The sequence below is a fragment of the Desulfovibrio sp. genome (assembly GCF_034006445.1).
In the GTDB taxonomy this organism is placed as follows: domain Bacteria; phylum Desulfobacterota; class Desulfovibrionia; order Desulfovibrionales; family Desulfovibrionaceae; genus Desulfovibrio.
Genome location: NZ_JAVESS010000011.1, coordinates 15,119 through 29,533 on the forward strand (window position 1 = coordinate 15,119; position 14,415 = coordinate 29,533).

The following is a 14,415-nucleotide window of genomic DNA, read 5'->3' on the forward strand; positions in this document are numbered from 1 at the left end:
CCTTCGTGTTCCCTGTAAGGGCGGGCGCTGCGGTTGACCGGGCCGGGCGCGGTGTGCGTCCCTGCCCGGTTCGCTACATGAGCCATCAACGTGCGGTTGGTTTTGATGAAAAGTGCAAAAGCTTTTGCTCTGCCCCTGATTGTGCCCCTGCTTTTTCTGATTTTGTGGCATGTGATGGCGCAGGTGGTGCGAAACGACATCATTCTGCCCGATATTCCGCTGGTATGGGATATCATGGTCAGCCCGCATGAAGACCTTATCTCCATGGGAACCCTGCCGGCCAATACCCTTATCAGTCTGGCGCGGGTTTTTGCGGGGTACCTTGTGGCCGTGGTTCTAGCCATTCCTCTGGGTATCGTCATGGGCTACAGGCCGGACGTCAACACGGCCCTGAACACCTTTCTCGGTCTGTTCCGCTCCATTCCGCCGCTGGCCTGGGTGCCTCTGGTGCTGGCCTGGTTCGGCATGCTGAGCCTGGCCGACGTTTTCTCCGTACCCATTGGCCCTGCCTATCCGTATTTTCATAATATCAAGTTATCGATGATTTTTATTATTTTCATCGGCGGTTTTTATCCTGTGCTGACCAGCGCCATACACGGGGTGGGCCTTGTGCCGCAAACCCTGACCGACGCGGCACGGGTGCTGGGCGCAAACCAGGTGGACATCTTCCGCAAGGTGCTGCTGCCCTATGCCGCGCCTTCCATTATCAACGGCCTGCGCATCGGCCTCGGGGTTTCGTGGATGTGTCTTGTTTCCGCCGAGATGCTGCCGGGCAGCCTTTCCGGAGTGGGCTACCTGATCACGCATGCCTATACCGTGGGCAGAACCGACGTGGTCATAGCGGGCATGATAAGCATCGGTCTTGTGGGCGCGGTGCTGGACAGGATTTTCAGGCTGTATGAAGACAGGAAGTTTGTATGGAAGCGACTGACAAAATAGCGCAGAGCGCCGCCGCGCATCCGGAAATCACCGTCAGGGGCGTCTCCAAGGTGTTCAGCACCAGAAGCGGGCCGGTGGAAGCCCTGAGCCATGTGGACATGACGGTGGAAAGTTCCCGCTTTGTCTGCATCGTCGGGCCTTCGGGCTGCGGCAAATCGACCCTGCTGCGCATGGTGGCCGGGCTTGCCTCGTGCGAGCAGGGGGAGATACTGTTTCGCGGCGCGCCGCAGCATGGCCCCTGCCGCCAGATCGGCATGGTATTTCAGGAATATTCTCTTTTTCCCTGGCTGAACGTGGTCGACAACACGGGTATAGGGCTGGAATTTGGCGGCATGCCCAGGGACAAAAGGGAGCAGGAGGCGCACCGCTATCTGGCCATGGTGGGGCTTGAAAAATTCGCTCTGGCCATGCCGCACGAGCTTTCGGGCGGCATGCGGCAGCGGGTGGCCATTGCCCGCGCCCTGACCAACAATCCCGACGTCCTGCTCATGGACGAGCCCTTTGGCGCCATCGACGCGTTCACGCGCATCATTCTGCAAAAGCGGCTGCTCGACGTGTGGGAAAAAAGCCGGAAGACCATCCTCTTTGTGACGCACAGTGTGGATGAGGCCGTGTACCTCGCCGACGAGATCATCGTCATGGGCACCAACCCCGGACGTATTGTGGATCGCTTTTCCGTGGATATGGCACGCCCGCGCCAAAGGGACGCCCCTGTCTATGCCAGCCTTGTAACCCGCATTCTGGCGCTTCTGGAGCAGCAGGACACTGCGGAGGATGCCTGAAGCTGCCGGAGCCGCCGGGGGCCGTGCGACGGCGGGGCATGGGCGCTGTAGGTGGGCTGCGCCGCTTTTTCGTCTGTACGCTTAAGCGACCCTGGAGAAGAGACGGCAGTGGTGGGCAGTTAAAACATAACGCGTTTGCAAATGAAATGTTTGGGTAAAAATATTAAATAGTTGCAAAGAACCGACGTGCAATAAAAAATCTGTGTCAAAAGCCTCCCGTTACGTATAGGCTCTTCTCAGGCGGGCGCATGCCCGCCACCGTTCATTCAAAGCACGATGAGGCAGACAACACTGCTGCCGACCTGATGCGGTTTCCGCAAAAATCCCTGGAGACAAGACAGTCCTTTTGTCGGGCGAGCCAGTGCGCCCGATGGCGCAGGGTACTGTTTTTTTGCCATCAGCACGGCGTGCCTTTCTCGCCCTTTCCCGCTGTGCCCAGCTGGCCCCCGGCCTCCTTTTCGCTGCGCCGACGCAGTCCTGCCAGTTTGGGCCAGCCCGGCCAGTTTGGGCCAGTCCGGCCACCCAGTCCGGCCAGTTTGGCCCCGCGTGCCAGTTTGGCCCGGCTTGTGTTTCGCCAGGATCAGCGTATGAAATACACTGGATATACTGTTCTTTTGTGTGATTGAGGAAGAGATATGACGACGATCAAAACCCCGGAAGGCAGGCGCATTTGGGTTCCTGTGCTTTCTCTTGCGCTGGCAGCCTTTATTTTTGTAACGACTGAAGTCCTGCCCATCGGCCTGCTGCCCACCATTGCCAAGGACCTTGGCGAAACGGAGGCTTTTACGGGCCTTCTCATCGCCGTATACGCCTGGTGCGTGGCGCTGCTTTCACTGCCCATAACGGCCCTCACCGCAAAGGTGGCACGTCGCAAGCTGCTGCTGATTTTGTTTACCGTATTTGTGCTTGGGCACGGGCTTTCAGCCCTGGCCGTCAATTTTACCACCCTTTTGCTTGCGCGCATTTGCGTGGCCATCGCGCACGCGGGCTTCTGGTCCATCGCAAGCCCCATTGTCGTCCGCATCACGCCGCCCGCCATGAAGGCCAGGGGCCTTGCCATCGTCATTGTGGGCGGTTCTCTGGCCACGGTGCTCGGGGTGCCGCTCAGTACGCTGGTGGGCCAGCATTTTGGCTGGCGCGTGGCCTTTCTGCTTATCGGGCTGCTGGGCAGTTGCATAGCGCTGATACTCTGGCGGCTGCTCCCCGCGCTCGAAGCCAAGGATACGGGCTCCTTCAAAAGCGTTCCTCTTCTGTTCCGCCACAAGGAACTTGCGCTTCTGTATCTGCAAACCGTGCTGGCGGTGACGGGCTATTTTCTTGCCTACACCTATTTTGCGCCCCTGCTGATACAGGTCGGGGGCTTTCCGGAAGCGGCCGTGCCCGCGTTTCTGCTTGTCATGGGGCTGGCGGGCATTGGCGGCAGCCTGTTCGCCACGCGTCTGACCTTCTTGAAAAACAAACTGGTGTTCGCTGTGCCTTCGTTCATAATTTTTCTGTGTCTGATGGTGCTCAATCTTTCCATCAGCCGACTGCTGACCGTCATCCCCATATGCATCCTCTGGGGCGGCAGCATGGCCGTGCTTGGCCTGCTGTTCCAGAGCAGGATTCTTGAAATTGCCTCCCACTCGGCGGATATCGCCACCTCCATCTATTCGGGAATCTTCAATGTGGGCATTGGCAGCGGCGCTTTTGTGGGCAGCATCGTGTTCGACAAGCTGGGTCTGAGCATGACAGGCTATGCGGGGGCGGCGTTTTTTCTGGCCACCGTGCTTGTCAGCGTCTATTCCGCGCGCAGCGTCGGCGCACAACCCACAACCGTAACGTCGCCGGAGTATAAGGTCGGCGGCTCCGGTGACAAAGGAGGGCAGGCGTGAATATCATCCTGCACCGTGTGTACGATCATGACAGTAGTGAACCCGGAAGCGTGCGCATCCTGGTTGACCGCATCTGGCCAAGAGGCATAGCCAAGGCAACCGCCAACTGGGACGTGTGGCTCAAGGAAGTGGCCCCGTCCAATGATCTGCGCAAATGGTTCGCCCATGACAGGGAAAAATGGGGCGAGTTTCAGCAGCGCTACTTTGCGGAGCTTGACGCGGCCGGGCCAGCCAGCGCGGCGGTTCATGAACTGAAGACGCTTCTTGCGGGCAAGCACACTGCGGTTTTTCTGTATGCCGCCAAGGATGAGCTCTGCAACAACGCGGTGGCCCTGAAAGCCTATCTGGAAGCCCTGCCCGGCAAGGCATAAGGCGCGAAGGACTGAGCGTTTTGACGGCTCCCGGCGCTGTCCGGGTCGCATGGCTGGCATTACGTTGGCTGCGCCCTTGCCCGCGCCTTGCGCCGCGCCCTTGTACGCGCCCTTGCACTGCGCCATTATTCCCTTTACGAGGCTCCCGGCTCGGCCGGCAAAAGCCGCCTTGCTGCGGCCATGCGGAATCGTATTGGCGCGACCCCGCCCTCCATTGTGTCAGCGCAATGCGCACCGCACTGATATTTAACATTTTTATATCAAAATTGCGCCGAGTATTGCCAGACTCGATTGTCTGCTATAGTGTCCGCTTTGCTTAGTGGAGGCTTCATGGACACACAAAAAATTTCCCCAGCCAATGTTGTAAAATCCTTGGGTCTTGTCTTCGGTGACATCGGGACAAGCCCCATTTATACGCTGGCCGTTATCTTTATGTTGACAGAAAGAACGGAAGCGAATTTTATCGGCATTCTTTCTTTAATCATCTGGACTCTTCTGCTGCTGGTAACCGTTGAGTACGCCTGTCTGGCCATGAGCCTCAGCAAGGGCGGCGAAGGCGGCACCATTGTGCTGCTTTCCATCTTGCGGCCCTTGTTGCGGTCCGGCAAAAAGCTTGGCGTGGCCTCGGTACTGGCCTTTATAGGCGTGTCCCTGCTGGTGGGCGACGGCGTCATCACGCCCGCCATCACCATTCTGTCGGCAGTGGAGGGGCTGGTACTCCTGCCCGGACTGGAGGATACCCCGCAGTGGGCGCTGGTGGCGCTGGCCCTGTTTGTGGCCATTTTTCTTTTTTCTGTGCAAAAAAAGGGCAGCAGCAAGCTTTCCGCCCTGTTTGGCCCGGTCATGGTCGTATGGTTCGCGGCGCTGGCCTTTTCGGGCGTGGTGGCGCTCGCCCAGGCCCCGGGTGTGGTGAAAGCCATCAACCCCTGGTATGGCATCGACTTTATGCTGCACCACGGGCTGGCTGGCTTTTTTGTGCTGTCAGAAGTCATCCTGTGCGCCACAGGCGGCGAAGCCCTGTACGCGGATATGGGCCATATGGGGCGCAAACCCATCCTTGCGGCCTGGGCATTGGTGTTCACGGCCCTTTTGCTGTGCTATATGGGGCAGACGGCCTTTCTCATACACCATCCCGACACCAACAACGTACTTTTTGAAATGATCCACAGTCAGGCGAGCTGGCTGTACGCTCCCTTTCTGGTGCTGAGCCTGCTGGCGACCATTATTGCGTCACAATCGCTTATCAGCGGCATTTTCTCCATCATGTATCAGTGCATGGCCACCCACGTCATGCCCCTGTTCAAGGTGGATTACACCTCAAGGGAAATGCACTCGCAGATATACATAGCCTCGGTGAACTGGGCGCTTTTTGTGGCGGTGTCTCTGGTCATCATCGGCTTTCAGGAGTCGCACCACCTGGCGGCCGCCTATGGCCTGGCCGTTACGGGAACCATGACCATCACGGGTATTCTGATGGTCTGGATTTTCCACCTGAGAAAACGCCCCTGGCTGTGCGCCGCCGCCTTTGGCATCTGCATGCTTGACGTGATCTATCTGGTGGCCAACTTCTACAAACTGCCCCACGGCGGCTACTGGTCGCTGGTCATCGCCATGATCCCCCTGGCGGTCATCCTGATCTACACGCAGGGGCAGAAGGCCGTATACCAGCGCATGGTGCCCATGGACAGGGAGTCCTTCATCAAGGAATTCACCAAGGAGCGAAAGGAAGGCCACACCATCAAGGGTACGGGCATATTCTTTTTGCGCAGCCTGGACAACGTTTCGCCCTATATCTGCAAGACCATGTTCGACAACGGCATTATTTATGAGCGCAACATCATGTTGAGCATCTCGCGCACCTATGAGCCGCTCGGCTTGGAATGCCGTTTTGAAGACTCGCCCGTGGAGGGCATACAGATATTTACGGTTACGGCAGGCTATATGGAGGTTGTGGATGTGGACGCCATCCTTGCCGAGGCGGGCATCAAATCGCGCGCCATCTTCTATGGCGTGGAAGATATCCTGACCCGCTCGCCCCTCTGGAAGATTTACGCTGTCATCAAAAAACTGGCTCCGCCCTTTGTGCAGTTCTACAAGCTTCCCCTGCAGTCAGTACACGGGGTTATCAGCCGCATTGTCTTGTAGTCAGACCCTGACGGCGCCCGTTCGCTACGGCACTCCGCCAGGAGAGAGCATAAGCGACGCCGCTTAGGGCACTGTACCTTTGAAAAAGGTACAGGCTCCAGGGAAGCACCCATTAAAGAGCCTTCTGGAAACGCGCTGGTATTTCCTTTGGCAAGGCGCGATCTTTTTTCAAGCAGGAGTGGACGCTTCCGTCCTCGACTGTTTCAAAAAAAGTGAAGCAAGGCCGCCAAGCGGAATACATCAGCGTTTCCCTCAATCCTCACGAAAGTGCTGCGCGTCACAACGTAACGTGGTTGCTGCCGAAAATACTTGCCACGAAATGCGGGCAGGCAAAAGCCTGCCCGCATTTCAAGTGTCAAATACTCTGGTGTTCAGGGCTTTTGCGGCGCGTCCTGGCCTGCACCGCCGGGCTGGGGTGCAGCGGGGCCAGCCGGAGCAGCCGGGTCAGCGGGAGCAGCGGGGCCAGCCGGATCAGCGGGGGCAGCGGGTTGGGTTGTGCCAGAAGAGCCAACCGGGCCAGCGGGTGCGGATTCGCGCGCCGGTTCTGTCTGGGCAGGAGGCGTCGCGCTGGGGCTCTTGGTGTCGCGCTGTTGCAGCATCATCTGTCCCAGAAGGACGATGATGAAGACAATGACGGACAATAGAATGGCAATGGCAATTTTTTTCTTGTCGTGCATGAATTCCTCGTCGCATATTTTGTATATATTGTCTGATTGTTATCTAAAACCTGGGCTGTGTAAAGTATGCCCTTTCGTAAAAAAGGGTTTCCAAGAAAACACTGAGTAAAGAGCCCTTGGAAACGCGCAGCGTTTCCTTTGGCAGGGCGCGCTTTTTTTTGAAGCAGGAGTGGGTTCTTCCGTCCCCGACTGTTTCAAAAAAAGTGAAGCAAGGCCGCCAAACGGAATACATCAGCGTTTCCCTGACGCATGGGGGCCGCCGTGGGCGCGGTGAGCGACGTAAAAGCCCGCCCGTTGCGACCCAGATGCTATTAGGGTAATAAGAAGGTAGCGGGGAGGATGTCCAAAACGTCACCCCGCCGCATACATGGGACATGCCGCCCTAAAGGAGCTACTATGAGCGTTAAGACCGAAGAAAATATAGATGCCCTGAAAGAAGAACTGCAGACCCTGCGCAAGCAGATGGAAAGCCTCGCCAAGTCACTGGAAAAAGACGCTTCCGGCCGTGCTGCGGGCGTGGCTGCGGATCTGGAAGACCAGTTTGAAAAATACCAGAAGATCGCTGCGGAGAAACTGCAAAAAGCCCTGAACGCCGGCAATGACGGCGTGGAGAATGTCAGCGAACGTATCCGCCAGAATCCTCTTGGCAGCTTGTTGCTGGCCTTTGGCGCGGGCTATGTGCTCTCCCGCATTTTTCGTCAGGACAGGTGATTTCAGGCGTGAATGGCCTTACTGAAATTGTGATCCGCTTTTTTGACCTGCTGGAAGCGGAAGGCCGGCAACTGCAGCGTTCAGCCCTGCTCACGGTGCGCATGGCCGTTCTGCTGGTTCTTGGCCTGATCTTCGGGGCTGTGGCCGTATTTTTTCTGGTCGCAGCCCTGTATCAGGCTCTTGTGGTCATTCTGCATCCGGCCTGGGTTCTGTGCATCATGGCCCTGGTCTGTGCGGGCATCGCCGGAGGGTTGTTGTGGCTGTCGCTCCCACGCAAGAAACAGGTTCAGTAGAAGAAGCCAAGCGCCGTCTGCGCGAGGCTTCGGCAGGGTTTGACCCGTATGCCCTGGTGCGGGCGCGGCCTCTCTCCTGCGCGGGAGGAGCCTTTTTGCTCGGCCTTGGCTGGAAATGGCTGCGACCGGGACGGGCTGTGCCTGCCCTGGCAATGCTGTCGCTCCAGCTGGTGGGCAGGGCGCTTGCCCAGAATCTGGGTGCCCGCCTGAAGAGCGGTCTCACCCAGGAACGCCCCGTTCAGGATCGCCTCACGCAGAAGCACCCCGCCCAGGATCGTCCTGGCAGAACCGGTGACGGTTCTGCCGCAGGGGATATAACAGGCGGCCAGGGCGGCGCTGCCGCCAGCGACACATCAGTTTAGAGCATTTTGCTTTTGAAACACTCCTTGTTTCAACGCATCATTCTGGCGAAAAACGTGGTTTTCGCCAGAATCCACGCCACCTCGTGGCGGCTGACGCCTTGGCGTCAGCAGAGCAATTTCAAAATGAAATTGCTCTAGAGCCGTTTACGAATGAAATGAATTAACTGCTCTGCAGGGATTTTCCTGAAAATTCTGCCACGAAAGGCGAGCAGGCGGGCTGTTGCCTGCTGCGCACGGGCATCTCAAATATTACGAAAACGCTTATTTAAGAGCCTCTTGGAAACGCGCAGTTGTTTCGTCTGGCAAGGCGCGCTCTTTTTTGAAGCAGGAGTGGACGCTTCCGTCCCCGACTGTTTCAAAAAAAGTGAAGCAAGGCCGCCAAACGGAACAAATCAGCGTTTCCTCAACGGCTCCAGAGCGTGATGCGGACAAAGGACATGGACGAAAAAGAAATCATAGCGCTTCTGACAGACAAATATGCCATAGCCGCAGTTGTGACGGTTATCCTTTTTTATTTCACCATACGCGGGCAGAAGCGCAGCGCCAACATCGTGGTGCATCTGGCCCGCGTGTGCGCTGCCTGCGCCCTTGTGGTGGCCACAAGCCTTTGCGCACGCGAACTTGCGGACAAGTTTGGCATCACCCTCATAAATCCGACCTATATTGATATTTTTCAGCGCGTTGTCATCGTTCTTATCCTGATGCGCGAAGCCTTTTTGGGCATCAACCGTTTTTGCGATCATCTGGCGAAAACCAGCGGCGACGCCACCCTGGGGCGTATGGTGGCGCGCCTGCTCAAGGCGGCCATCTGCCTGTGCGTCATGCTGCTTTTTGGCGAATACCTGGGCGTGAGTTTTGCGGGCCTGCTGACCTTCGGCGGCATCGGCGGCATCGCCATCGGTCTTGCGAGCAAGAACATCCTTGGCAATTTTTTTTCGGGTCTTATGCTGTATTTCGACCGCCCCTTTGACATCGGCGACTGGGTGCGCTCCCCGGATCGCAAGGTTGAAGGCACCGTGATGGAAATCGGTTGGCGCATGTGCAAGATCATGACTTTCGAGCACTATCCCCTTTACGTGCCCAATGATGTTTTTTCCTCCATCAGTATTGAAAACATAGGGCGCATATCCAGTTACCGCATAAAGCTGCAAGTGGGCCTGCGCTACGAAGACGCGGACAAGGTGCAGGCCGTTGCCGAAGGTCTGGAGAAAATGTTGCAGCAGGACGAGGGGATAGACAGGGATCAGACGATTCTGGTCTGCTTTGACGAATTTGCCGACTCATCGCTGAATCTTATGATTTACTGCTACGCCAATACGTCGGACTGGAGCCGCTTCATGAAGATCCAGCACAACGTGTATCTGAAAATCATCGGCGTGGTGCATGGTCTTGGGGCAGATTTCGCCTTTCCCACGCGCACCCTATACCTTGAGAAGGACGCCGCCGTTGTACCGGCCTCCGCGCCGGTCGCCTCACCAACCGCCGCCCCCACACCAACCGCCGCCGCCACACCAACCGCCGCCGCCGCGCCAGCCGCCGTACCAGCCACCACATCCACACCAGCCGCTGCGCCAGCCGCCGCCCCCTGGCTCTGATTTTTCAGAATATTGGCGTCGGCGTATCAGCACTCTCCAAACGGCGAGGCTTGCCCTGAAAGTCAAGCGCAGACTTTACTTTTTTTGGGGAGCAAACTATTATCCCTTGATATTGCTATGTATTTATTGGTGAATTGATGATCGACTGCCCCCTCCACGGGAGCCACGGCAGCAAAAACTGTGTGGCTGACGCATGCTTTGTGATTCTGGCCGCGCTTTATGCTCTGTCCGTGGCCTTTGGCATTGTGCCCCTTTCAGGACGTGGCGCAGATCTGGACACTGACCTCGCCTGCTATGCCTTTGCCATGGCTGGCGAACATCAGCCCGAGAATTTTCACGCCGACCCTCTGTTGAGCGAGGCAACGCCCGCCAATTCCCTCTGGAACCTCCAACAGTTTACGGCAGAAATGCTGACCCCTGGCGATCAGTACGCTGTGGGGCTGCTGCGGGCGGGCGCGCTCATCATCTTCGTCTATCTGACGGGCATGTATCTGCTGGGGCGCTGGTTCTACGGCGGGCCAGGGCCAGCCCTGATCCTGGCCCTGCTCATGAGCGTCACCATATGGGTGGGCTGGGGCACCTTCTGGGGCGTCACCCATTCTGACCCTGTTCCCCGCACCTTTTTTGCCGCCTTGTGGCCCTTTATGCTTATGGGGGCCGTGGCCGCGCTGCGCCATGCAGCCTGGCGGCCGGCAGTCATGCTTGTTGCCGGGCTGGGCATGTGGGTGCACGGTCTGGGCGCGCTGAACACAGGGGCCATGTTCTTTCTTGCCTTTGCCTTTCACAGGCCGCGGGGCTGGGCATGGTCACGGCATATATTGAGCCTCATGTTGTGCCTGGTGGTCTACTTTGTGCCTGTGCTGCTCTTTCTCTGGCCTTCGCTGGGGCAGAAGCGGGCTCTCGGGCCTGTGGAACTTGAAATATTCCATGAGCTCTTTTCCCAACGCTGGGCCAAGGATTACGGGCACTTTGCCAAACGGCTGGCGCTCTTTCTGTCTTTGGACAAGCCCGTATTCTGGATTTTGCTGGCCGGGGTTGGCAGCTGGTTTGTGGTGCTGCGGCGCGGCAGTGAGCGGTTGCGGCGTCTTGCGACCATGTATCCGGCCTTTGTACTGGCTCTTGCGCTGGTGGCCACGTTTTCCTGGCTGGAATCCCTTCTGGCGCCGCGTGTGGGGCGGCTGCCCATGGCGCACGAATTCGTGCGCGGGCTGCGCTACCTTCTGCCCCTTGCCTGGATAATGATCGGCGGGGTTCTCGGCATACTCTGGCCCCGGTTTGCCGGTTGGCTGCGCACAGGTTTCTGCGTGCTGGCCGTGCTGCTTCTGCTGCTTTGCAGTGGCGACAGGCAGAACATGGCCGCCCTGTATGCCATAGCGGAAAAAACAGGGCTTCCGTTGCCGTATGTGACCAGGGCAAAAGAAAATGCGGCCCGCGCCCAAAACCACCGCGAGGCGCTTGAGGCCCTCAGGGAGCTGACGGTTCCCGGAGATGTGGTGTTCAGCAATTCCGGCGATCTGGGCGTGCGGCATATTGCCCAGCGCGGCCTTTTTCTCACCTTCAAAGACGGCTACCACCCGTATTACAATAAAAATCTCGACCAGGCGCGGCAGTGGCTTGGCAATGAAAAGCTGCGCACACAGAGCCCCACGGGCTATGTGGACGTGTGGCTGAAATCCGGCGTGCCCTGGATTATCTGCGACAGGCCCGAAGACCGCGAAACGCTGGAAAAATACGGGCAGGTGGTGTGGGAAAATCCCGGCTGGCTTATTGTGCGCCGCAAGGCTGACGTTTTCCCGCCGTCATCCGCGTCTCCATCCGAGCCTTCACCTGATGTTCCCGCTGCTCCGGCTGACGTTCCCGCTGCTCCGGCTGACGTTGCAGCACCCCCGGCGGCCCCGGCGGACACGCCCACGCCTCCGGCGGACGTTTCCACCGCTCCCGCGGCCCCGGCGGACACGCCCACGCCTCCGGCGGACGCGTCCGTGCCAAAGCCTCAGGACGCCCGGCGGTAACTGGCAGACGCTCTACGGGCAGGGGTTGCGCGCACCTTGCGAAGTACTGGCTAATTGGGCATAATCATTGGGGTGAACTACTCCAGACCCGTGCGGAGGCCCCCATGCAGCCTGAACTTCTTCTTTTCGATATTGGCAATACTTCCATAAAGATTGGGCTGGCGCACGAACGGCAGGTGCTGACCTCATACACCCTGCGTACCGATGTGGGACAAACGGCGGACAATCTCGGCCTCAGTCTCATCGCCCTCCTGGGGCACGCGGGCGTTGCGCCGCAAAGCCTCAAGGCCTGCGTGGCCTCATCTGTGGTTCCGGGATTCGATCCCCTGCTGCGCGAGGCCGTGTCCCGCTATGTGGACTGCCCCCTGCTTTGTGTCGGCATGGATTTGTCGGTTCCCCTTGAAAATCGCTATGAACGTCCCGGCGAGGTCGGGGCCGACAGACTGGTGGGCGCTTACGCGGCGCGCCGCCAGTATCCCGAAGCGCCCGGACTGCTCGTGGTGGACTTTGGCACCGCCGTCACCATTGACTGCGTCAACGGCGACGCCTACATGGGCGGACTGATTTTTCCCGGCCCGCGCACGGCGCTGAGCGCGCTTTCGCGCGAAGCCGCCAAGCTGCCCAGAGTCAATCTGGACGTGCGGGCCGACGAACCCATGCCGGGGCGCAACACCACCACCAGCATACAGCATGGCCTTGTATTCGGCTTTGCCTGCATGGTGGAGGGGTTGACGCAGCGGCTTAAAAGACAGTTGCCCGGCCCTGTGAAAGTGCTGGGCACAGGAGGCTTTGCCGCCTCCATTGCCCGGGTAAGCCCGGTTTTTGATCATGTTCTGCCCACCTTGTTGCTTGAGGGTTTGCGGCGGCTGTACTATGAAGAGCGCACGGCGCTCTGATGCCCGCCTAAGCGGAACCAACAGACCTGCCGCCCGGTTGGGGCGGAACCAGCGCCATTTTGCGTTTGCGTATAATGAAAACAAGCCCAAGAGGGCAAAGGAGCCACACATGAGCAGCATTGCCTCGGTATTTGGCCGTGAAATTCTGGATTCGCGTGGTAATCCCACCGTTGAGGTGGAAGTGACCCTGGAGTCCGGGCTCAGAGCGCGGGCCGCTGTTCCTTCCGGGGCTTCCACCGGCAGCCGTGAAGCTCTTGAAATGCGTGACGGCGACAAGGCGCGTTACTGCGGCAAGGGCGTCACCAAGGCCGTGGACCATGTGAACGGCGAAATCGCCGACGCCCTGCTTGGCATGGATGTGCTGCGCCAGGTGCAGGTAGACAATACCCTTATTGACCTCGACGGTACGGACAACAAGTCCCGTCTGGGCGCCAACGCCATGCTTGGCGTGTCCATGGCCTGCGCCAGGGTGGCGGCCTCGTTTGTGGGCCTGCCGCTGTTCAAGTACCTCGGCGGCATCAACGCCAAGGTGCTGCCCGCACCCATGATGAACATCATCAATGGCGGCGCTCACGCCCCCAACAACCTGGACATCCAGGAGTTCATGATCATGCCCGTGGGGGCCATGACCTTTCGTGATTCCCTGCGCATCGGTACGGAGATCTTCCATACCCTCCAGGGCATCCTCAAAAAGGACGGCCACGTCACCAGCGTGGGCGACGAGGGCGGCTTTGCCCCCAACCTCAAGAACCATGACGAAGCCTTTACCTACATCATCAAGGCCATTGAAGAAGCCGGCTACAATCCCGGCACTGAAGTGGCCCTGGCCATTGATGCGGCCTCCAGTGAGTTCTTCAAGGACGGCAAATACGTTCTGGCCGGTGAAGGCAAGACCTTCAACAATGCCGAAATGAGCGAATGGCTGGGCGAATTCACGCGCAAATATCCCCTCATCTCCATCGAAGACGGCATGGCCGAAAGCGACTGGGACGGTTGGGGAATGCTGACCGCCAGCCTGGGCGACCACGTGCAGCTGGTGGGCGACGACGTCTTTGTGACCAATCCCTCCATTCTGGCCGAGGGCATTGCCGAGGGCGTGGCCAACTCCATTCTCATCAAACTCAACCAGATCGGCACCGTCACCGAAACCCTGGACACCATCGAGATGGCCAAGGAAGCGGCGTACACCACCGTTATCTCGCACCGCTCCGGCGAAACGGAAGACAGCTTCATTGCCGACCTGGCTGTGGGCGTCAACTCCGGCCAGATCAAGACCGGCTCCCTGTGCCGCTCCGAGCGTATGGCCAAGTACAACCAGTTGCTGCGCATTGAAGAAGAACTGGGCGACGACGCCGAATTCTTCGGCCCCATGCTGGCGGAATACTATTCCCTCGGTTCCGACGAGTAGAGCAGGCTTGCTCTGAGAGGCTTTGTGGGGGAGGGCCCCCACCCCCTAAAACGCTTACTGTGCGGTGTCTGCCGTATTAGGCCTAACATCCGTACCAGCGCGGGCAAAGGGCATTTGCTTTTTCAGGCGGTGCTATCAGGCGCAGCCGCCAGAGCGGAGACAGCATAACACCGCTCTGGAACCCCGACAGATATGAAAATCAGAGCCCGCGGCCACATTATATGGCCACGGGCTCTGACAATTTTGTTCCACGCGCTTGAGCTTGGCGGCAGGGCAGTCTATACTATATGTTACGTAGTTCAAAACAATAGTAACTGTCTGCAAACCTGTGGGCGGAAAATCCATGGAGC

13 protein-coding genes are annotated in these 14,415 nt (G+C 58.5%); 12 read left to right on the top strand and 1 reads right to left on the bottom strand.

What is annotated here, in order from left to right; all coding sequences use genetic code 11:
- The first annotated feature begins 105 nt into the window (after positions 1-105).
- The 5 genes from RBR41_RS09895 to RBR41_RS09915 all read left to right on the top strand — a co-directional run bounded on the left by RBR41_RS09895 (position 106) and on the right by RBR41_RS09915 (position 6,111).
- A complete protein-coding gene (locus tag RBR41_RS09895; protein WP_320352403.1) occupies positions 106-939 on the top strand; it encodes an ABC transporter permease in 834 nt (277 codons plus the stop codon).
- Entirely contained in the window at positions 918-1,721 is an 804-nt protein-coding gene (locus tag RBR41_RS09900) for an ABC transporter ATP-binding protein (protein WP_320352404.1), read from the top strand. The genes RBR41_RS09895 and RBR41_RS09900 overlap by 22 nt, the downstream gene beginning before the upstream one ends.
- Before the next feature lie 635 nt (positions 1,722-2,356).
- Positions 2,357-3,595, top strand: a complete 1,239-nt coding sequence (locus RBR41_RS09905) for a sugar transporter (RefSeq protein ID WP_320352405.1) — start codon at positions 2,357-2,359, stop codon at positions 3,593-3,595.
- Positions 3,592-3,966: a DUF488 domain-containing protein gene (locus RBR41_RS09910; RefSeq protein WP_320352407.1), complete on the top strand. Its 375-nt coding sequence runs from the start codon at positions 3,592-3,594 to the stop codon at positions 3,964-3,966. Before RBR41_RS09905 ends, RBR41_RS09910 begins: the two co-directional genes overlap by 4 nt.
- A 330-nt stretch (positions 3,967-4,296) precedes the next feature.
- Positions 4,297-6,111 (top strand): KUP/HAK/KT family potassium transporter, encoded by a 1,815-nt coding sequence (locus RBR41_RS09915; protein ID WP_320352408.1) that lies wholly within the window; start codon positions 4,297-4,299, stop codon positions 6,109-6,111.
- Positions 6,112-6,482: 371 nt separating this feature from the next.
- On the opposite strand, the gene RBR41_RS09920 is transcribed toward RBR41_RS09915, so the two are convergent.
- Positions 6,483-6,788: a hypothetical protein gene (locus RBR41_RS09920; protein WP_320352410.1), complete on the bottom strand. Its 306-nt coding sequence runs from the start codon at positions 6,786-6,788 to the stop codon at positions 6,483-6,485.
- A 396-nt stretch (positions 6,789-7,184) separates the two neighbouring features.
- Here RBR41_RS09920 and RBR41_RS09925 point away from each other — a divergent pair, with 396 nt between their 5' ends.
- The 7 genes from RBR41_RS09925 (at position 7,185) to eno (ending at position 14,065) form a co-directional block, all read left to right on the top strand.
- Positions 7,185-7,499 carry a hypothetical protein gene (locus RBR41_RS09925; RefSeq protein ID WP_320352411.1) on the top strand — a complete coding sequence of 105 codons (315 nt, stop codon included), beginning with the start codon at positions 7,185-7,187 and terminating at the stop codon, positions 7,497-7,499.
- Between the two features lie 8 nt (positions 7,500-7,507).
- Entirely contained in the window at positions 7,508-7,792 is a 285-nt protein-coding gene (locus tag RBR41_RS09930; RefSeq protein WP_320352412.1) for a hypothetical protein, read from the top strand.
- Entirely contained in the window at positions 7,756-8,154 is a 399-nt protein-coding gene (locus tag RBR41_RS09935; RefSeq protein WP_320352413.1) for a hypothetical protein, read from the top strand. The genes RBR41_RS09930 and RBR41_RS09935 overlap by 37 nt, the downstream gene beginning before the upstream one ends.
- A 437-nt stretch (positions 8,155-8,591) precedes the next feature.
- A complete protein-coding gene (locus tag RBR41_RS09940) occupies positions 8,592-9,749 on the top strand; it encodes a mechanosensitive ion channel family protein (protein WP_320352415.1) in 1,158 nt (385 codons plus the stop codon).
- 137 nt (positions 9,750-9,886) lie between these two features.
- A complete protein-coding gene (locus tag RBR41_RS09945; protein WP_320352416.1) occupies positions 9,887-11,761 on the top strand; it encodes a translation initiation factor 2 in 1,875 nt (624 codons plus the stop codon).
- A gap of 104 nt (positions 11,762-11,865) precedes the next feature.
- Entirely contained in the window at positions 11,866-12,657 is a 792-nt protein-coding gene (locus tag RBR41_RS09950; RefSeq protein ID WP_320352417.1) for a type III pantothenate kinase, read from the top strand.
- Positions 12,658-12,766: 109 nt separating this feature from the next.
- Entirely contained in the window at positions 12,767-14,065 is a 1,299-nt protein-coding gene (gene eno, locus RBR41_RS09955) for a phosphopyruvate hydratase (RefSeq protein ID WP_320352418.1), read from the top strand.
- Positions 14,066-14,415 lie beyond the last annotated feature (350 nt).

Bases quoted from the DNA above. Each gene is read 5' to 3' on its own strand.
- RBR41_RS09945 (WP_320352416.1), top strand. From the start codon at position 9,887: ATGATCGACTGCCCCCTCCACGGGAGCCACGGCAGCAAAAACTGTGTG.
- RBR41_RS09900 (WP_320352404.1), top strand. From the start codon at position 918: ATGGAAGCGACTGACAAAATAGCGCAGAGCGCCGCCGCGCATCCGGAA.
- RBR41_RS09950 (WP_320352417.1), top strand. From the start codon at position 11,866: ATGCAGCCTGAACTTCTTCTTTTCGATATTGGCAATACTTCCATAAAG.
- RBR41_RS09920 (WP_320352410.1), bottom strand. From the start codon at position 6,788: ATGCACGACAAGAAAAAAATTGCCATTGCCATTCTATTGTCCGTCATT.
- RBR41_RS09895 (WP_320352403.1), top strand. From the start codon at position 106: ATGAAAAGTGCAAAAGCTTTTGCTCTGCCCCTGATTGTGCCCCTGCTT.
- RBR41_RS09905 (WP_320352405.1), top strand. From the start codon at position 2,357: ATGACGACGATCAAAACCCCGGAAGGCAGGCGCATTTGGGTTCCTGTG.
- eno (WP_320352418.1), top strand. From the start codon at position 12,767: ATGAGCAGCATTGCCTCGGTATTTGGCCGTGAAATTCTGGATTCGCGT.
- RBR41_RS09915 (WP_320352408.1), top strand. From the start codon at position 4,297: ATGGACACACAAAAAATTTCCCCAGCCAATGTTGTAAAATCCTTGGGT.
- RBR41_RS09925 (WP_320352411.1), top strand. From the start codon at position 7,185: ATGAGCGTTAAGACCGAAGAAAATATAGATGCCCTGAAAGAAGAACTG.
- RBR41_RS09940 (WP_320352415.1), top strand. From the start codon at position 8,592: ATGGACGAAAAAGAAATCATAGCGCTTCTGACAGACAAATATGCCATA.